This is a genomic window from Psychrobacillus sp. NPDC093200 (assembly GCF_050280345.1).
Taxonomy (GTDB): Bacteria; Bacillota; Bacilli; order Bacillales_A; family Planococcaceae; genus Psychrobacillus; species Psychrobacillus faecigallinarum.
Genome location: NZ_JBNNVC010000001.1, coordinates 495,824 through 513,093 on the forward strand (window position 1 = coordinate 495,824; position 17,270 = coordinate 513,093).

At 37.0% G+C, this 17,270-nt stretch carries 22 protein-coding genes and 1 pseudogene; 22 read left to right on the plus strand and 1 reads right to left on the minus strand.

Annotated elements, in window-relative coordinates:
- The first annotated feature begins 97 nt into the window (after positions 1–97).
- On the plus strand, positions 98–832 hold the full coding sequence (locus ACQKNZ_RS02460; RefSeq protein ID WP_427657919.1) for a polysaccharide deacetylase family protein: 735 nt from the start codon (positions 98–100) through the stop codon (positions 830–832).
- A 156-nt stretch (positions 833–988) separates the two neighbouring features.
- Here ACQKNZ_RS02460 and ACQKNZ_RS02465 read toward each other — a convergent pair whose 3' ends face one another.
- Positions 989–1,132, minus strand: coding sequence for a YjcZ family sporulation protein (locus ACQKNZ_RS02465; protein ID WP_427657921.1), 144 nt, complete (start codon positions 1,130–1,132; stop codon positions 989–991).
- 307 nt (positions 1,133–1,439) lie between these two features.
- Here ACQKNZ_RS02465 and ACQKNZ_RS02470 point away from each other — a divergent pair, with 307 nt between their 5' ends.
- The 21 genes and pseudogenes from ACQKNZ_RS02470 to ACQKNZ_RS02570 all read left to right on the plus strand — a co-directional run bounded on the left by ACQKNZ_RS02470 (position 1,440) and on the right by ACQKNZ_RS02570 (position 17,270).
- On the plus strand, positions 1,440–1,865 hold the full coding sequence (locus ACQKNZ_RS02470; RefSeq protein WP_427657923.1) for a hypothetical protein: 426 nt from the start codon (positions 1,440–1,442) through the stop codon (positions 1,863–1,865).
- 139 nt (positions 1,866–2,004) lie between these two features.
- A complete protein-coding gene (locus tag ACQKNZ_RS02475; RefSeq protein WP_427657925.1) occupies positions 2,005–2,889 on the plus strand; it encodes a terminase small subunit in 885 nt (294 codons plus the stop codon).
- Positions 2,867–4,182: pseudogene (locus tag ACQKNZ_RS02480) on the plus strand (PBSX family phage terminase large subunit). Before ACQKNZ_RS02475 ends, ACQKNZ_RS02480 begins: the two are co-directional and overlap by 23 nt.
- 9 nt (positions 4,183–4,191) lie before the next feature.
- On the plus strand, positions 4,192–5,634 hold the full coding sequence (locus tag ACQKNZ_RS02485) for a phage portal protein (RefSeq protein ID WP_427657927.1): 1,443 nt from the start codon (positions 4,192–4,194) through the stop codon (positions 5,632–5,634).
- Positions 5,618–7,144 carry a minor capsid protein gene (locus ACQKNZ_RS02490; protein WP_427657929.1) on the plus strand — a complete coding sequence of 509 codons (1,527 nt, stop codon included), beginning with the start codon at positions 5,618–5,620 and terminating at the stop codon, positions 7,142–7,144. The genes ACQKNZ_RS02485 and ACQKNZ_RS02490 overlap by 17 nt, the downstream gene beginning before the upstream one ends.
- Before the next feature lie 13 nt (positions 7,145–7,157).
- A complete protein-coding gene (locus ACQKNZ_RS02495) occupies positions 7,158–7,367 on the plus strand; it encodes a hypothetical protein (protein ID WP_427657931.1) in 210 nt (69 codons plus the stop codon).
- A 346-nt stretch (positions 7,368–7,713) separates the two neighbouring features.
- Entirely contained in the window at positions 7,714–7,965 is a 252-nt protein-coding gene (locus ACQKNZ_RS02500; RefSeq protein ID WP_427657933.1) for a hypothetical protein, read from the plus strand.
- A 104-nt stretch (positions 7,966–8,069) separates the two neighbouring features.
- Positions 8,070–8,663 (plus strand): phage scaffolding protein, encoded by a 594-nt coding sequence (locus ACQKNZ_RS02505; protein ID WP_427657935.1) that lies wholly within the window; start codon positions 8,070–8,072, stop codon positions 8,661–8,663.
- Positions 8,664–8,677: 14 nt separating this feature from the next.
- Positions 8,678–9,034, plus strand: a complete 357-nt coding sequence (locus ACQKNZ_RS02510) for a hypothetical protein (protein ID WP_427657937.1) — start codon at positions 8,678–8,680, stop codon at positions 9,032–9,034.
- Between the two features lie 16 nt (positions 9,035–9,050).
- On the plus strand, positions 9,051–10,094 hold the full coding sequence (locus ACQKNZ_RS02515) for a major capsid protein (RefSeq protein ID WP_427657939.1): 1,044 nt from the start codon (positions 9,051–9,053) through the stop codon (positions 10,092–10,094).
- Between the two features lie 16 nt (positions 10,095–10,110).
- Complete coding sequence (locus ACQKNZ_RS02520) at positions 10,111–10,437, plus strand: hypothetical protein (RefSeq protein WP_427657941.1); 327 nt, start codon at positions 10,111–10,113, stop codon at positions 10,435–10,437.
- 11 nt (positions 10,438–10,448) lie between these two features.
- The gene (locus ACQKNZ_RS02525) at positions 10,449–10,799 is read left to right on the plus strand and encodes a hypothetical protein (protein WP_427657943.1); all 351 of its coding nucleotides are present in this window, start codon (positions 10,449–10,451) and stop codon (positions 10,797–10,799) included.
- 1 nt (position 10,800) lies between these two features.
- On the plus strand, positions 10,801–11,160 hold the full coding sequence (locus tag ACQKNZ_RS02530; RefSeq protein ID WP_427657945.1) for a hypothetical protein: 360 nt from the start codon (positions 10,801–10,803) through the stop codon (positions 11,158–11,160).
- Positions 11,160–11,594: an HK97 gp10 family phage protein gene (locus ACQKNZ_RS02535; RefSeq protein WP_340862544.1), complete on the plus strand. Its 435-nt coding sequence runs from the start codon at positions 11,160–11,162 to the stop codon at positions 11,592–11,594. The genes ACQKNZ_RS02530 and ACQKNZ_RS02535 overlap by 1 nt, the downstream gene beginning before the upstream one ends.
- The gene (locus tag ACQKNZ_RS02540) at positions 11,584–12,006 is read left to right on the plus strand and encodes a phage tail terminator family protein (protein ID WP_427657947.1); all 423 of its coding nucleotides are present in this window, start codon (positions 11,584–11,586) and stop codon (positions 12,004–12,006) included. The genes ACQKNZ_RS02535 and ACQKNZ_RS02540 overlap by 11 nt, the downstream gene beginning before the upstream one ends.
- Before the next feature lie 5 nt (positions 12,007–12,011).
- Positions 12,012–12,218, plus strand: a complete 207-nt coding sequence (locus ACQKNZ_RS02545; RefSeq protein WP_427657949.1) for a hypothetical protein — start codon at positions 12,012–12,014, stop codon at positions 12,216–12,218.
- On the plus strand, positions 12,218–13,540 hold the full coding sequence (locus ACQKNZ_RS02550) for a phage tail sheath family protein (RefSeq protein ID WP_427657951.1): 1,323 nt from the start codon (positions 12,218–12,220) through the stop codon (positions 13,538–13,540). The genes ACQKNZ_RS02545 and ACQKNZ_RS02550 overlap by 1 nt, the downstream gene beginning before the upstream one ends.
- Positions 13,541–13,552: 12 nt before the next feature.
- Entirely contained in the window at positions 13,553–14,137 is a 585-nt protein-coding gene (locus ACQKNZ_RS02555) for a phage tail tube protein (protein ID WP_427657953.1), read from the plus strand.
- 58 nt (positions 14,138–14,195) lie between these two features.
- A complete protein-coding gene (locus ACQKNZ_RS02560) occupies positions 14,196–14,627 on the plus strand; it encodes a phage tail assembly chaperone (RefSeq protein ID WP_427657955.1) in 432 nt (143 codons plus the stop codon).
- Between the two features lie 41 nt (positions 14,628–14,668).
- Complete coding sequence (locus tag ACQKNZ_RS02565; RefSeq protein WP_427657957.1) at positions 14,669–14,830, plus strand: hypothetical protein; 162 nt, start codon at positions 14,669–14,671, stop codon at positions 14,828–14,830.
- A gap of 292 nt (positions 14,831–15,122) precedes the next feature.
- Positions 15,123–17,270 (plus strand): tape measure protein, encoded by a 2,148-nt coding sequence (locus tag ACQKNZ_RS02570; RefSeq protein WP_427657959.1) that lies wholly within the window; start codon positions 15,123–15,125, stop codon positions 17,268–17,270.

Here is a 17,270-nt window from a genome sequence, read left to right on the forward strand (position 1 = left end):
TGAATACAAAAAGTTTTATGATTGTACAAAATCTTATATAAAGTAAAGGGTAAACAAAGGTTGGTGACTTATTAAATAGATTGGATTGTGATTATTAATGAAAAAGATGCTCACTTTATTTATATGCTTGTTTTTTATTGGAATAATGCTTGTACTTGAATCAGATATAAGGGCTTCTGCTGATAAAGATAGATATTATTATGAGAAAACCGGAGAAATAATGTGGGAGATTGAGACAAAAGAAAAAGTAGTTGCTCTAACATTTGACGATGGACCTCATCCAAAATACACAGTAGAAATACTAGATATTTTAGCGAAACATAATGCGAAGGCTACATTTTTTGTTGTAGGTGAAAATGCTGAAAAAAATCCAGAGTTAATTTTACGACAATATAATGAGGGGCATGAAATAGCCAATCACACCTTTACACATCCTTTAAAAACAACGTTGCCCAAATTAGAGATAGAGTTAAAACAAACAGAGGATTTGATTTATAGTATCACTGGAAATCATCCAAAGCTTTTCCGACCGGTAGAGGGGCAATATACTGATGAAATGATTCAAAATGTTGTAAAAAAAGGTTACCAAGTGGTTATGTGGTCTTGGCATCAAGATACAGAGGATTGGAAAAGTCCTGGTGTCCATCGTATAGAAAAAACAGTATTAAAGGGAGTAGAACCTGGGAATATAATTTTATTTCATGACGGTGGGGGAAATAGAAGTCAAACTGTAAAAGCTCTAGATAAAATTATCAATAAACTTCAAAAACAAGGCTACGAATTTGTGACAGTTTCAGATTTAATAAAGATGAAAAATCTTGATGAAAATTAGGCTTCTTTATTCTGAACCCAATAAATTACATTACTTAAACCTTCTAATATTTTTAGTAACCAGTAAATTTATGTAAACAAAATAACAAATAAAATAAAAAGGAAAAGACAGGTCAAAAATCCTGTCTTGTTCTATCGTCTATTGGGTGATATTGTTTTAGCAATAGTTTCCGGGATATCCACGGTGATTTATGAAAGTCGCACCAATGATTATTAACAATATAAACAATACAATAAGTAATGCGAATCCTGCACCAGCTGGCCTAACATGTTCGGGACCATATCCAGTTGAATAACTCAATTTTCTACACCTCCATTTACTAAGTTAATTCATTTTATGTACTTTAAATATCGTTGATTGGTTCATTTACTTAATTAATTATAATTTTAATAAATACACCTGAGTGATGAAGCAAAGGGAGGTGCAAGCATCTCTCAGGGAGTTTGTAGTGTCTACAGTTACAACATATTCAAGGAAATAAAATAGAGATTGGGCTAGCAATTTATTTAGAGAACAGTTATGAATTAGGTATAGGCTAACTTTATTTAATAAAAATCCGTTTTAGATTTCAGTCTTGATCTGTCATTAGATATTAAGGAGTGAAAGTATGGAAATTATAAAAAATTATGTTGATCTGTGTAGAAAAATAGAGATTATTGAAACACAACTATTCCAAGTAGATATCGATTTGGATTATTGGTTTGGAAAAGGAACGATGCCATTCACTGGTACAGGTGCTGATGACTTTGGTGTTATTGCTGCTATTGATAAGATTGAGGTCTATCATGAAAAGAAGCATAGGTTGCAGAAGATGCTTGAGTTCTATCGAGATATAAAGAAAGAAACAGAGGAAAAGGTTAATCAGCTAGAAGGATTACAATATCAGGTTGCTCGAATGAAGTATATGGAGAACAAATCGTATAAGCAAATAGCTGAAGAATTAAACATGAATTACAGCTATATTCGTCGAGTTGCTTCAAAAGGTAACAAAGAGGTAACAATTAACTTGCAAATTAACGAAATAAAATTATAATTGAAACAAAGAGACAACGCGCACACTTGAGGTGTTGTTGTAGTAATACTAACTTCATTTATATATTTATATAAGACTCCTGCTATCAGTAGGGGTCTTTTTTATGCCTAAAAATAAGGGAGGTAGTAGGTGATGTGATATGGTCAAATGGGATGAAATAAAACAAGAGTGGGAAACCACAAAAGTAACTTTAACTGCATTAGCTGAAAAATATGAAGTCAAACTAGGTACATTAAAGAGCCGAAAAAGTCGTGAAGCATGGGCAAGAGGTACACCTAAAAAAGTTGCAACTAAAAAGAAGAGGGTTGCAACCAATTCAAAAAAGGATGCAACTAATAGCGTAGATGATATACCATCGCTAGACCAACTTATTGAAGATATAAGCATGACTGAAAAACAAAGTCTTTTCTGTATTTATTACTTAAAATCATTCAATGCTACACAGGCAGCTATTAAGGCGGGATATGCAAAAGACAGTGCTCATGCAGAAGGTAGTAGGTTGTTAAGAAATGTTAAGGTGGCCGAAGAGATACGTAGAATTAAGGGCGAGATGAGACAAGGTATTTTCATCGATGCTATGGACGTATTAGATAAGTACATCAAAATAGCCTTTGCAGATATCACTGACTACACTACCTTCGGTAAAAGAGAAGTACCAGTTATAGGAATGATGGGACCTGTTTTAGATGAAGATGGCAATCAACTGATGAAAGAAATCAATTATGTAGATCTCAATGAATCCTCCATGGTTGATGGTACTATCATCACAGAGGTAAAGCAGGGTAAGGATGGTGTGTCTATAAAAATAGCAGATAAAATGAAAGCTCTAGATAAGCTATCCTTGTACTTTGATCTATTCCCTGACAAGTTCCAACGAGAAGTAGAAGAAGAAAAACTTAAAATCGCTCATCATAAAGTGTTTGGAGGCAATGAACCAGAACAATATGAAGATGATGGTTTCAACGAGGCTTTAAATGCTACGACTTTGGAGGTGTGGAGTGATGACGACGCCGACGAAGTCTAGGTACCTTTCTTTTTTTACAGAGAAAAGTACTTTTAAGAAGAAACCAGCTCCCTTTAAGTTTCAAACCTTCTCCAAAAAACAGAAACAAGTGTTGACCTGGTGGAGAGAGGGGTCTCCTCACAAGGATAAAGACGGTATCATTTGTGATGGTTCTGTCAGAGCGGGAAAAACTGTAGTTATGTCCCTTTCCTATGTTATGTGGGCCATGGATTCCTTCAAAGATGAGAACTTTGGGATGGCTGGTAAAACAATAGGCTCATTTAGGCGAAATGTAATTACTCCATTGAAAAGAATGCTTAAGTCTAGAGGATATAAGGTTAAAGATCACCGCGCTGACAACTTCCTAACGATTGAATATAAAGGTGTAACGAATTACTTTTACGTTTTCGGTGGGAAAGATGAAGGCTCCCAAGACCTTATTCAAGGAATCACGCTTGCAGGTATGTTTTTTGATGAGGTTGCCCTAATGCCTGAATCGTTTGTATCTCAAGCAACTGCTCGTTGTTCGGTGGAAGGGTCTAAGTTTTGGTTTAACTGCAACCCTGCTGGACCATACCATTGGTTTAAAGAGCAATGGATTGACCGACGAAAAGAAAAGAACATGCTGCAGCTACACTTTACGATGGATGATAATTTATCATTAGGTGAAAAAACAAAAGAACGATATAAAAGGATGTATACTGGTTTATTCTATCAACGTTTCATCCTTGGTCTATGGGTGATGGCTGAAGGTGTTATCTTCAGTATGTTCGATGAAAAGAAAAACAAAGTTAATACAGAAGAACGCAGATACACTAAATACTATGTGTCTTGTGACTACGGTACTCAAAATCCTATGGCATTTGGACTATGGGGATTATATCAAGATACCTGGTACAAAGTGAAAGAGTACCATCATGATGCAAGGAAAAAAAACGTTAAAAAACAGATGATGAATATGCAAACGACCTTGAAGAATTTGTAGATGGGCTCACGAGACAGATAATCGTGGATCCCTCAGCAAGTTCTTTTATTATTTTACTGAAGAAACGAGGTTGGAAAGTGAAGAAGGCCAAGAATGATGTATTAGAAGGTATTAGGAACATGGCTACTGCCCTTAGTACCGAGTTGATTAAGTATAACGACTGCTGCAAAGAAACATTAAGAGAAATTAATTCTTATGTTTGGGATGAAAAAGCCATTGCTCGTGGGGAAGATAAGCCTATAAAGCAGAATGACCATCAAATGGATGCCGATCGTTACTTTGTAAACACGATTTTATTTAATAGCCAAAGTGTGGCAGTACTGAAATGAGGTGAATAAATGTTGGTTGAAGATCTATACAAGAGGCCTTATTACGAATATCTGAACGACATTATCCGTCGTATGGTAGGTGAAGGGCTAACCATCAATGAAGTATTGGTTCAAGAACTTAAAGACTGGAAAAATTCAGAAAACTACAAGAGTATGCTAACTGGTGAAAAATACTATCTAGAGAAAATGGATATTAGAGAAAACAAGAGGCAAGAAATTGAATGGAAATCTAATATCAAGTTAGAACATGGCTTTGCTAAGAAGTTGGTTAACCAAAAGGTGGGCTACCTGTTATCTAAGGATCCAACAATCGCTACGGAAGACAAAACATATGCAGAACATTTAAAGCAGGTGTTCAATCGAAAGTTCTTAAAGACCTTGAAGAACATTGGGAAAGAAGCAATTAACAAAGGTAAGGCTTATCTATACGTTTACTTTGACGAAGAAGGAAACATTGCATTCAAGAAGCTGCGTTCTCAACAAGTCATTCCGTTTTGGAAAGACAGTGAGCATACGGCTATTCAATCATTTATATACTTTTATTCCGAGACCATCTATGAGAATAAAATAAAGAAGGTTATAGAGAAGGTAGAATATCATCATGAAAAAGGTATCGACTATTATATCTTTGATGGTGCTAAGCTAGTTCCAGATGACGTTGCTGGTCTTAGTGTTGGCCATAACTTCATGATAAATGGTGAACCTTTTTTGTGGGAACGAATACCGCTAATCCCGTTTAAATATAACGAGGAAGAGCAACCATTGATTGAAAGTATCAAGTCACTTATTGATAACTACAATATGCAGGCTTCAACGAATGCGGATATATTAGCGGATATAGCACAAGTGATTTGGAAGTTAAAAAATTATGGTGGCGAGGATCTTGGTGAGTTCTTAGGAGACTTAAATAGATATCGTGCAATTAATCTTGATGAAAATGGCGACGTGGATACCATTCAGTCAAAGCCTGAAACAGATGCAAATGAAAAAGAACTGGAACGAGGACGTAAAACCATCTATGAGTTCGGTAGAGGGGTAGACACAACCGATTCTAACTTAGGCAATGCCTCTGGTGTCGCATTACGTTACCGCTACTCTGATTTAGACATGGATTGTAACATTCTTGAAACCGAGTTCCAAGCTAGCCTCGAACAGGTTATCTGGTTTGTTAATAGGTATCTACAGGTAAAGAAATTAGGAGACTTCTCCAATGAGAAAGTAGACTTCATCTTTAACCGAGACATCATCATCAGTGAATCAGAAGTAATTACTGATTGCGCTAACTCAGTAGGAATCCTTGATGATAAGACCATCCGAGAAAACCATCCATGGTATACAGATGACGTGGAGAAACGCTTAGAAGTTCAGAGAAAGAAAGAAATGGATATCCATGATAACTACGACACTACCTTCCAGAAGAAGCAAGGTGATGTAAATGGCAAAGACGCGTGATTACTGGCGAGAACGTTTTGAACAACTAGAAGATGCTCAATACAACAAAGGGGCTAATTACTATAAGGACTTAGAAAAAGCCTATATTCAAACATACAACGCTATTGAGGCAGACATTTTAAAATGGTATAACCGATTTGCTGTTAACAATGAAATTTCACTTGATAAAGCTAAGATATTACTCAAGTCCGATGAACTTAAAGAGTTTCAATGGACAGTAGAGGAATACATTAAATACGGTGAAAAGAATGCTATTAATCAAGAATGGATGAAGGAACTAGAAAATGCTTCTGCTCGTGTCCATATAAGCCGTTTAGAGAGTTTACAATTACAACTAAGGCATCAAGTTGAAAAGCTCTACGGGGAACAGTTAGAAGGCTTTGAGCAACTGATGAAAGAGACCTATCAAGACCAGTATTATCATGTAGCGTTTGAGATACAAAAAGGATTTGAAGCCGGGTTTACCTTGCAAGCAATCGACGAGGTGCAACTAACAAAAATCATTAGTAAGCCATGGACTGCAGATGGTATGAATTTCAGTCGTCGTATATGGCGTGATCAGAACCAATTAATCCATTTGCTACAAACCAATCTTATGCAAAGTGTCGCAAGAGGAGAAGCTCCGGATAGATTAATCAGTGTAATTACTAAGAAAATGGGTACTTCCCGTTCTAACGCAGCTCGTTTAGTTCAAACGGAAGCTTCTTTCTTCAGTGCTGCAGCTCAAAAGGATGCTTTCAAGGAGTTAGATGTAGAGAAGTATGAAATCATAGCAACGCTTGATGGCAAGACAAGTGAAATATGCCGAAGCATGGATGGCAAAGTATTTAACCTGACTGATTTCGAGCCAGGAGTGACAGCAAATCCTTTCCATGCTAGGTGTAGAACAACCACAGCACCATTTTTTGAGGATGATTATAGTAAACGAATTGCAAGAGATTTGGAAGGTCAGACATATTATGTACCTAGTAGCATGAAATACGAAGAGTGGTACCAAAGTCAAATTGAGAAGCATGGCAATGAAAAAATTAACCAAGCTAAAAAGATGCAACAAAATTTGAATATAGACAAGGAGCAATTTAGAACATATCGAAAAACCCTTGGTCTAGATGTTCCAAAGAATTTTGAAGAATTTCAAAGCTTGAAGTATACTAATGAAACAGAATGGAATAAACTTGAAGATAGATATTATGTTAAATCAAGAATAGAAAGTGGAACTTTTGGTTCTTTAATAAATCCTGAAAAGCAATCACCTCATATAGAATCTACTCATAAAGAAGGGAAAAGCTACCTCTTTGATAATGTTGATGTTCAAGGACTATTTGACAAGTACTCAGGTACAGGGATTGTTGAAATAGATAATAACGGAAGACGAAATAATAAGGAGACAATTATCCAAGAAGAAATAATTGGAATAGCAGTTTCTAACGATGGTTCCTATAAAACTAATAGATTTAAAATACATCATTCAAAAAATCGGACCCATATAGTTCCGATAAAACCAAAGTAGGAGGAGAGAAGGAATGGATATATATTATGATTCGGGTCAGAGAATTAAGGTTACGTTTATTGATGATCAAGTCCTAATTGGAATTGTTGATCATTGGACTCCGCCCGGAGATAGTGATGATGGAATACAAGAATTATCTATAGTTCCAACTGAAGGTAAACTTAAGGGACGATTAGTTAATTTTAATGAAAATGAAATAAAATCAATAGAGCTTATTGAATAAAGCACCTAACCAAAGTATTAATGGTTGAGTGCTTTTTATTATGCCTTTAAAGGTGGTGAGAAGTGTTGGTAACGGTGCTAATACAATTATTACTCGTCGGTCTATTAGTTCTATTTTGTTTAACGTTTAAGAAGAAACCCAAACCACGTACAGCCTATTTAACAGATCCCGAACAATTCATAAGAGTCGAACCTGTCCTATCTGATCTACCTAAAAGTGCTGTAAAGAACACCCATTGGTTTACACATACATTCATGCGACCTCGCAGGAAAGGATAGGTGATCCAGTATCTCGGTTCGTTACTCCGTTATGTAACAATAATTCATAGAAAAGGAATGATATTAGTATGGGATTATCCAAAGAGGCATTAACAAATACCTTTGCCAAAGCAATTGAAACTGACTCACCTTTCGTTTTCGTTACGATTAATGCAGAAGGAACAGATGAGGTAATAGTAGTACCTAAACGCTCATTTGAAGCAAAAGAAGTATTCTACCACAAGGCTTATAACGATGAATTAGTACATGTAATGAATAGTAAAGTTCATATCAGAGGTTTAAGTTACGGTAATACGGAAGAGTTAAATAATATTATTTAGTCAAGTGAACTCCCGTCTTTTTGGTATTGAAGACGTTAAAGAACAAGACAAATCCGTGGACGACACCCACGTTAAAAAGCGTAATTTGAAGGAGGAAGATTGAAATGAATAAAGAAGAATTGATTGCATTAGGATTAACTGAAGAACAGGCAACAAAAGTAGTTGAAAGATTTGGTTCAATGATTCCTAAATCACGTTTTGATGACGTGAACACTGCCAAAAAACAGCTTGAAACAGATTTAGCTTCTAGAGATAAACAACTCGAAGAACTTAGCAAGATTGATGCTGCTGGATTGCAAAATAAGATTACTGAGTTGCAAAAAGAGAATGCTGACGCTAAAACGAAGTATGAAAATGAATTGAAAGAAACTCAACTATCCAGCGCAATTAAACTAGCTCTTGCTGGTAAGGTACATGATGCAGATATTGCTATTACACAGATTGACAAGGCCACAATTGAATTAGATGAAACAGGCAAGGTTACCAAAGGTTTAGATGAGCAGTTAAAAACACTGCAAGCATCCAAGCCTTTTTTGTTTGTCCCTGAGGGAACTCAAACAATCAATGGTGTAATTCCTGCAACACCACCTGGTGGACAAAACCAAAATCCAGTTAACGATTACGGTAAGCAGATTGCTGAAGAACGTAGCAAAGGCAATGAAGGATTAGTGGAAGCACAAAAATCTTACTTTGAATGAGGAGGAAAACATTAATGAGTAAATTTGTAGAAACAACATTCACAAACAAGAAAGAAATTCTGAAATTCCCGGACCATTACGTAAACGTAGCGGTAACTGTGTCTGATGCAGGGGTTACATCAGTAAATGGAAAGAAAGTAGTTCCAGCAGGCACTATTTTAGGTGGAGGCTTCTTAGCGGATGAATCCGTACTGGCAGTCAAAACAAATGCTGCAGGTGCCGAGGGAGTCTTATTTAACGATACGGACGTAACATATGGTCCTGCACCAGGTACAGCTTTAATACATGGATTTATTGATTTAGACAAGCTTCCGGAAGCTCCTGTAGCAGAAGCGGTAACAGCACTAAAACAAATTACATTTTTGAAATAAGAGAGGATGACTATTAATGCCAACAATTTTTGATTTAGTAAATGCAAAAAATATTGCAGCTTATTACCAGAACAACCCTTCCAATGGGATTCCATACTTAGGGGCAACGCTTTTCCCAGCGAAGAAACAACTTGGATTGGATTTAAGTTGGATTAAAGGATCTAATGGATTACCAGTAGCCTTAATGCCGTCTGAATTCGATGCGAAAGCTACTGTTCGTGACCGTATTGGATTTAATAAAATACAAACGGAGATGCCTTTCTTCCGTGAATCCATGAGAATCGGTGAAAAGGATCGTCAAGAATTAAATCGCCTTGCTGCATCTAATCTAGATGAAATGACTAAAACGTTAGTTGCGAATATCTATGATGATGTTACAACTTTAGTTAATGGTGCAAACGTTCAACCTGAACGCATGATAATGCAACTTTTAGCAACAGGTAAAATTGCTATTACTGCTAACCGTATCAACTATGATTATGATTACAAAATGAAGGCTGACCATAAGGAAGTACTAGCTGGAGGAGCGCAGTGGAGTGCTGCTGATTCAACTCCTATTCAAGATATCATGAGATGGCAGGATACAGTTGAGGATAATACAGGTACTCGACCTACTAAAGCTATCACTACTCGTAAAACATGGGGTTACCTAATGAAGCATAAGAGTATTCTTCTTGATATGAATCCACTAGGTGGACAAAACGTAATCATGACAGATGCTTTATTAAAACAATACCTTCAAACAAAGTTTGGACTTTCTGTTGCTGTTTACAATAAAAAATATCGAGATGAAAAAGGAGTTTTACACAACTTCTTCCCTGATGACTATTTCACTCTTATCCCAGAAGGACAGTTAGGAAATACGTTCTATGGTACAACTCCAGAAGAATCTGATTTAATGACTGGTCAATCTGTTGCGAATGTATCTATCGTTAACACTGGCGTAGCAATAACAACGATTAAAGAACCACATCCAGTAAATGTACAAACAATCGTATCTGAAATTGTGATGCCTTCATTCGAAACTTTAGATAATATCTTTGCAGCAAAAGTTAACTAAGAAGGGAGAATCCTATATGTCCGATTACAAAGTAACATTTACATGCAATGTGAAGCTTGGTGAAGACTTATACCGCGCTGGGGATGAGGCAACAATTTCAGAGGAACTATTTATATCAATCGAGTATTTAAAGGTGATTGACTCCAAATACGAACGTATTGAAAAAGCGCCTAAGACAATTGATGAAATGACAGTCACTGAATTGAAGAAGTATGCAAAGGATAACAACGTTGATCTTGGGGATGCCAAAAAGCAAAAAGAGATATTGGAAGCTATCCAAGCTGCTGAAAACAGTAATGACTCAGAGGATGGAGAAGATAGCGAAACTCCTTTAGGAGAATAGGGGGTAAGGGCATGGATGTATTTGACATTATCAAAGCCAAACTGCCAGCTGAATTACTTCCTGATGATACATCTTTAGCAATGGATGTTGCAGAGGTGGGGCAATCCATCCTCACCTACTGCAATCGTACGGATATTCCTAAAGAACTTGTATTTACGCATGCGAATATGGTCGTTGATTTGATAACAGGAAATGCGAGACGTAGTGATACGGATAGCCCGGGTACAGTTAAAGTCATCAAGGAAGGAGATGTGCAAGTGACATTTGAGGCAACTCGTTCAAGTTCTCGAGAGGCTCACATGGAAGCACTTCTCTTCGATTATGCTAGTCAATTAAATCGCTTTAGGAAACTGAGGTGGTAAATTGAATGCAGTAAGAAACGCAATAGAGAAATTATACAAAGGAATCTGTACAGTACAGATTTGGATGGAAGTAGAAAATCCTGTAACACACGTTTCCTCTTTCCAAGAAGTTCCTTTATTAACTAATCAAAAGTGTAGGTTGTCTTTTGAAAAACAAATGACAACAACAAACACTGTAGGACCAGCTGTAATTGCACAAACAACCAAATTGTTCATTGCACCAGAACTAGACATTCCTGCTGGGTCCAAAATAACTGTAACTCAAGAAGGAAGAACACTAGATTATGCAAAGAGTGGAGAACCAGCTATTTATTCCAACCATCAAGAAATATTGCTAGAACCTTTTAAGAGGTATGCCTAATGGCTAGATGGGGCAGGGTGGACTATCGACAACTGAAGCGACTACAAGAAAAGATGCAGAAGTTAGAGGCTGCAGGCTTAGCAACATTCTGTGAGGATGCAGCGAAAGAAATAGCCGCTAGATTGCTTTCAAAAGCAATTAAGCGTACTCCAGTTGGTGTATATGAGGATGGTAAAACTGGAGGTACGTTACGCAGAGGGTGGACTATTGATGCGAATGTAGTAAGACGCGGAAATGTATATGAAATAGAAGTCATTAATCCAGTAGAGTACGCACAGTACGTTGAATTTGGACACAGAACTAGGAATCATCAAGGCTGGGTTAAAGGTAGGTTCATGATGACCATTTCTGCTGACGAAGTACAACAACAGGCACCGAAGTTACTAGAAAAGAAACTCAATAAACTATTGAAGGAGGCTTTCGATGGAGATTAATGACATACAAGAAGCTATATCCATTAAGCTTCATCAAGCTTTCGGATCTGTTTATAAAAAATATATTGATGAAGTACCGCAGGGGTTTATAACTCCTGCTTTTTTGATTCAATTTTTGAACTTAGAACATATCCGACAAATCGGTAATCGATGGAAGGTAACTACTTTATTCAACGTACAGTACTTCCCTCAAAACGGTTCGTCTGAAGCTTCTAATATGACATTGAAGACACAACAAGCACTAAAACAAATAGCGCTGTTAAATGGCTCTCAAATGCTAGGCACTGGTTCTAATAGTGAATTGGTAGACGGCATAGCTCATAATTTTATCCACTTTAATTTTTTCCTAAAAGAATTAGAGGAGAAGACATTTATGGAATCGTTGAGCCATGGCGCTAAAGTGAAAGGGTGAACTGAATGGCTAAAAGAATAGCGAAAGAATCAACGGCTGTAAGTGCAGATGAAGTCGCATCTTTTAAATTTAACAAAAGACAACTTCTCAAAAGCCAAAAATACGCAGAGCGTACGGATCTGTTAAATGCGCTGTTAAAGGATGAGGAAGTTTATACATTCGCTCAGGTGGATGATTTAATCAAGCGATTTGATGAAGGAGGTACAGAATAATGGCATTAGGTGGAGGCCCATTCATTACACAAAATAAAGTATTACCCGGCACATACCACAACTTCATAAGCAAGGCTCGAGCATTTGTTAATTTAAGTGAACGAGGTTTTGTTGGTTTACCGATTCCTTTAGATTGGGGGCCAGACGGAGAAGTATTTGCAGTAACTCAGGAAGATTTACAAAAAGATTCTCGTAAAATTTTTGGATATGACTATACAGATTCAAAGTTAAAGGGTATTCGTGATGTATTTAAAAATGCCATCACGGTCTATTTCTATAAACTCGCAGTTAGTGCGACTGCAGCTGAGAATACTTTTGCTAAAGCAAAGTATAAGGGCGTTCGAGGGAATGACATCACGATTGTAATTCAAACAAATGTAGACGATCCTGCTAAATTCGATGTACACACATTACTTGAGAGTGTAGTAATAGATGAACAAATTGGTGTTACTTCTGCAGAGAACCTCATCGATAACGACTATGTATCTTTTAAGGCGAATGCTACATTAGCAGCGACAGCTGGAACACCTCTGGCAGGAGGTTCTAATGGTTCTGCAGTTACAGGTGGTGCACACCAAGAAGCATTAGATGCTTTAGAAGCCTATGGATTTAATACACTAGGCTGCTTATCAACAGAGAGTGCTGTTAAATCGCTATATGTTGAATACGCCAAGCGTTTACGTGATCAAGTTGGGGCTAAGTTCCAACTGGTTGGCCATAAGCTTGGTAATACAGATCATGAAGGTGTTATCGATGTTCCGAACAATGCGATTGGAACTGATGAAGAAGTATTCGGCGCAGTTTATTGGACTGCAGGTGCACAGGCTGGCGTAGCTGTGAATAAATCAAATACGAATAAAAAATATGATGGCGAGTTCACGCTTGATATGAGCGAAACAAAAACACAGTCACAATTGACTGCATTATTGAAAGGCGGTAAGTATGTTTTCCATCGTGTAGGCGATGAGATACGCGTATTGGAAGATGTAAATACCTTCACTTCCTTCACCGTCGATAAAAACGAGGATTTCAGTATGAACCAGGTTATCCGAGTGTTAGACCAGATTGCCATCGATACAGCCCATTTATTCAATACTCGTTATCTTGGACAAGTACCAAATGATGGAGACGGGCGTATTTCGCTTTGGGCTGACATTGGAGCTCATCGTACAGAAATGCAACGTATTCGAGCAATCCAAAACTATAACAAAGATGAGCTGAAGGTTGATCAAGGGAATTCAAAAAAATCGGTAGTAGTAAATGAAAATGTGATTGTTTCTGTAGCGATGTCACAACTTTATATCACTACTACAGTTGCATAAGGAGGGAAACCGATGAAAGCAAACATCATTTCGAAAAAGGCTACTGCAACAAATCTTTTGAATGATTTTTTAGAAAATGACAGCAAAGATAAATTTCCACTTCAATTAAATCTTCAATACTTCGCAGCTTCAGATACCATGCATGCGAAAGATGCTATACACGGAGCGCAAGGAAAAGCGTACATCACGATGGAGGGTGTACGTTATTTATTTGCCCAACTGATTAATTTAGAAGCACGTATGGATAAAACTAAGACTCAGGTACCTATTATGGGACGAGTTTCTAAAGGTAACAAATCAACAGGGGCAGAATACTCCGGTAGTGCTACATTCCATTTCAATACGTCTATATTTAGAAAGATATTAAAACGTTATAAGGACACCGGGGAAGATATTTACTTCGATATCCAAGTAACCAATGAAGATACTTCTTCTAGTGTTGGTCGCCAAACTACTATCTTAGTAGACTGTAACTTAGACGGCGGTTTAATAGCCTCCTTAGATGCGGATGCGGAATATCTTGAGGATAGCATCGACTTCACTTTCGAAGATTGGGATATGCCAGAGGAATTTTCTATCTTAGGTGCAATGCAATAAACATTAGAGCTCGCTTAGGCGGGCTTTTAAAATATGATTAGGAAATGAGGAAATATACATGAGTAACTTAACAGCGTTTTTAGCACAAAATGCAATCAAGGTAGAAATAGCAGTACATCCGGTATCCAAGCGTTTTATTGATCCAGATACAAGAAAAGTGATGAACTGGAAAGTCGGTGCAGTAACTTCTGATGAAGATGAGTCATTAAGAAAGCAACATACTAAACGTTTACCTGTTCCAGGTAAGAAGAATATGTTTCAACCAACCACTGATTATGATGCTTACCTTGCTTCATTAGCTGTGAAATGTACGTTGTTCCCTGACTTAAACAACAAAGAACTTCAAGATAGCTACAAAGTATTGGATGCAGAATCATTACTGAAGAAAATGTTATTACCAGGTGAGTACGCAGATTATCTAAAATTCATTCAAAATAAAAATGGTTTTGACGTAGGTATGGAAGAGGCTGTAGAAGAAGCAAAAAACTAATTGACGACGGTGACTATGATGCCAATGTAGCATATTATTGTTTGCATAAACTTCATAAGTGGCCGTCTGAATTCGATTCTCTCCCTAAATATGAAAAGGCTTTTGTCATTGCAGCTGTACAAATAAAAATGGAAAATGACAAGAAGAAAGAAGAGGAGGCCAAGAGAGAAAGTAATAGAAAAAAAGGAAGAAAAAAGAAATAGATTCTAGATATTATTACTCCTTAACGGTAATATTTATATATAAGGAGGTTATATATATCAATGCTTGTAATTCTTATTGTTGTAACAATTATTATTCTCTTGATTATGTTTTCATTTGCTCTTGTAAAGGTTGCTTTTACAAAATCATCAGTTTGTCCTCAGTGCGAGAGAAAATTTAAAGGTGCTACAAACGCTTTGAAATGTCCGCATTGTAAGCATAAGCTTTATAGAAATAAACAAGGTCAATATATGTTATCTCAGAATTAAGCACTCTCTTTGAGTGCTTTTTATTTTGGCACAAAAAGGGGTGATCAATATCGCAACAATTAGAACCGCCATACAAATTCAAGATAATATGTCTCAGGCCTTTCAATCGATGAATACTGCAATGAATGTGGTAATAAGTAGTTTCGAGTCACTGCAAGAAGCTTCTGGTAATGCAATCGATACTAATAGTATTCAATTAGCTAGGCAAGAATTATACAGAGCAGAAAGTGCATTTAATGACGTGGAACAAGAGATTAGACAAGCTGAACATGCCCAAGAGCAGTTTAATCAAGAAATAAGGGCAGGAACTGCTTCTGCCGATGGCTTGCTAGAGAAAATTTGGGGGTTAGTAGCTACTTACTTAGGATTACAGGCTGCAGGTGATGTACTTAATCTTTCCGATTCGCTAGTTCAAACAAGTGCTCGCTTAAACATGATTAATGATGGACTTCAGACAAATAAACAATTACAAGAAATGATATTTGAGTCCGCTGAGAGATCTAGGGCTTCCTATATGGATACAGCTCAAATTGTTGCAAGGGTAGGAATGAATTCCGGTGATGCATTTTCTAGTACGAGAGAGATGGTATTTTTTGCAGAACAATTAAATAAAAAATTCAAAATAGCTGGTGCAACAACGGAAGAAATGAGTTCTGCGATACTTCAGTTAACACAAGGACTCGGATCTGGTGTTTTAAGAGGAGAGGAATTAAATGCAGTATTTGAAAGTGCACCTAATATCATTCAAAGTATAGCAGATTATCTAGATGTCCCATTAGGTAGAATTAGAGAAATGGCTTCTGATGGAGCACTTACTGCAGATATTGTGAAAAACGCTATGTTTGCTGCAGCAGAAGAGACCAACGCTGCCTTTGAAAAAATACCAAAGACTTTTGCGGATATATGGACAAGCTTTAAGAATCGTGCTTTAGTAGCTTTTGAGCCAGTTTTGATGAAGCTTAATGAGATAGCAAATAACGAAAAATTCCAAGGCGCAATAAATTCTATAGTCGATTCATTGTACTTCCTGTCAGCAGTTACTTTAGTAACTTTAAATACTTTAAGTAGCATTGGAAGTTTCTTATATGATCAATGGTATTACCTAGGGCCGATAATATATGGTATTGGTGGAGCTATTTTGACTTTCACTACTTATCTAACATTAGCCAGACTTGCAATTCTTGCTGTCACTGCAGCTCAATGGGCTTGGAATGCTGCAATGGCCGCAAACCCAATTGGACTAATCATTATAGGCATTGTTGCAGCAATAATGATATTAATTGGTTTATTCTATGCAGCAATTGGTGCGATAAACCACTTTGCCGGTACTTCTATTAGCGCTACAGGTGCAGTTGCAGGTTATTTTATGTTAATGTTCGCTGTTATCCAAAATCAATTTGCACTTCTTTGGAATATCATAGCATCCGTTGTTGAATTTTTTGTGAATGTTTGGCAGCATCCAATTTACTCAGTAATGAAACTGTTTGCAAATCTAACAAATAGCTTCTTAGACAATGCGCTTGCAATGACGAGTGGCTGGGATGGATTTGCTACAGCATTTGTTAATGCGATTATATCTGCAGTTAATGGCGCTATAAAGGCATGGAACTGGTTCATTGATTTACTACCAAAAGATATTGCAAGCACATTGGGCTTAGGAAAAGGAAGTGAATTCAGCTATAGAACATCCATTACAAGTGATTTATCCGCAATGAAAAATGCAGTAAAAGCCATGGTGGGAGAACCTCCCGAAGGTTATTGGGAAGCACCGAAAATGGAATCAAAGAATTTAAGGGCTGCTTGGGATACTGGATATGATAAGGGATCTAATTTTAGTTTTGGAGAAGGGCGAAAAGACGTTTCATTTGAAAATCCTTTTGATGATATCCTCAATGGTATTCAAGGAGCTGTTAATCCATTAAATGAAGCAGGTAAAGATACAGCAGGAAACACAGCGAAAATGGCTAAGAAAATGGATGCCTCTGCAGAAGACTTAAAGTATTTAAGAGACATTGCCGAGCGTGATGTAATTAATCGATTCACAACAGCAGAAGTGAAAGTGAATATGAAGAACGATAACTATATCAATTCAGAGATGGATCTTGATGGTGTTATTGACCACTTTGGTGAGAAGTTAGAGGAAACATTAGAATCAGTAGCGGAAGGGGTGTAA

Coding starts and splice junctions, on each gene's coding strand:
- ACQKNZ_RS02460 (WP_427657919.1), top strand. CDS start 98: ATGAAAAAGATGCTCACTTTATTTATATGCTTGTTTTTTATTGGAATA.
- ACQKNZ_RS02470 (WP_427657923.1), top strand. CDS start 1,440: ATGGAAATTATAAAAAATTATGTTGATCTGTGTAGAAAAATAGAGATT.
- ACQKNZ_RS02475 (WP_427657925.1), top strand. CDS start 2,005: ATGGTCAAATGGGATGAAATAAAACAAGAGTGGGAAACCACAAAAGTA.
- ACQKNZ_RS02485 (WP_427657927.1), top strand. CDS start 4,192: ATGTTGGTTGAAGATCTATACAAGAGGCCTTATTACGAATATCTGAAC.
- ACQKNZ_RS02490 (WP_427657929.1), top strand. CDS start 5,618: ATGGCAAAGACGCGTGATTACTGGCGAGAACGTTTTGAACAACTAGAA.
- ACQKNZ_RS02495 (WP_427657931.1), top strand. CDS start 7,158: ATGGATATATATTATGATTCGGGTCAGAGAATTAAGGTTACGTTTATT.
- ACQKNZ_RS02500 (WP_427657933.1), top strand. CDS start 7,714: ATGGGATTATCCAAAGAGGCATTAACAAATACCTTTGCCAAAGCAATT.
- ACQKNZ_RS02505 (WP_427657935.1), top strand. CDS start 8,070: ATGAATAAAGAAGAATTGATTGCATTAGGATTAACTGAAGAACAGGCA.
- ACQKNZ_RS02510 (WP_427657937.1), top strand. CDS start 8,678: ATGAGTAAATTTGTAGAAACAACATTCACAAACAAGAAAGAAATTCTG.
- ACQKNZ_RS02515 (WP_427657939.1), top strand. CDS start 9,051: ATGCCAACAATTTTTGATTTAGTAAATGCAAAAAATATTGCAGCTTAT.
- ACQKNZ_RS02520 (WP_427657941.1), top strand. CDS start 10,111: ATGTCCGATTACAAAGTAACATTTACATGCAATGTGAAGCTTGGTGAA.
- ACQKNZ_RS02525 (WP_427657943.1), top strand. CDS start 10,449: ATGGATGTATTTGACATTATCAAAGCCAAACTGCCAGCTGAATTACTT.
- ACQKNZ_RS02535 (WP_340862544.1), top strand. CDS start 11,160: ATGGCTAGATGGGGCAGGGTGGACTATCGACAACTGAAGCGACTACAA.
- ACQKNZ_RS02540 (WP_427657947.1), top strand. CDS start 11,584: ATGGAGATTAATGACATACAAGAAGCTATATCCATTAAGCTTCATCAA.
- ACQKNZ_RS02545 (WP_427657949.1), top strand. CDS start 12,012: ATGGCTAAAAGAATAGCGAAAGAATCAACGGCTGTAAGTGCAGATGAA.
- ACQKNZ_RS02550 (WP_427657951.1), top strand. CDS start 12,218: ATGGCATTAGGTGGAGGCCCATTCATTACACAAAATAAAGTATTACCC.
- ACQKNZ_RS02555 (WP_427657953.1), top strand. CDS start 13,553: ATGAAAGCAAACATCATTTCGAAAAAGGCTACTGCAACAAATCTTTTG.
- ACQKNZ_RS02560 (WP_427657955.1), top strand. CDS start 14,196: ATGAGTAACTTAACAGCGTTTTTAGCACAAAATGCAATCAAGGTAGAA.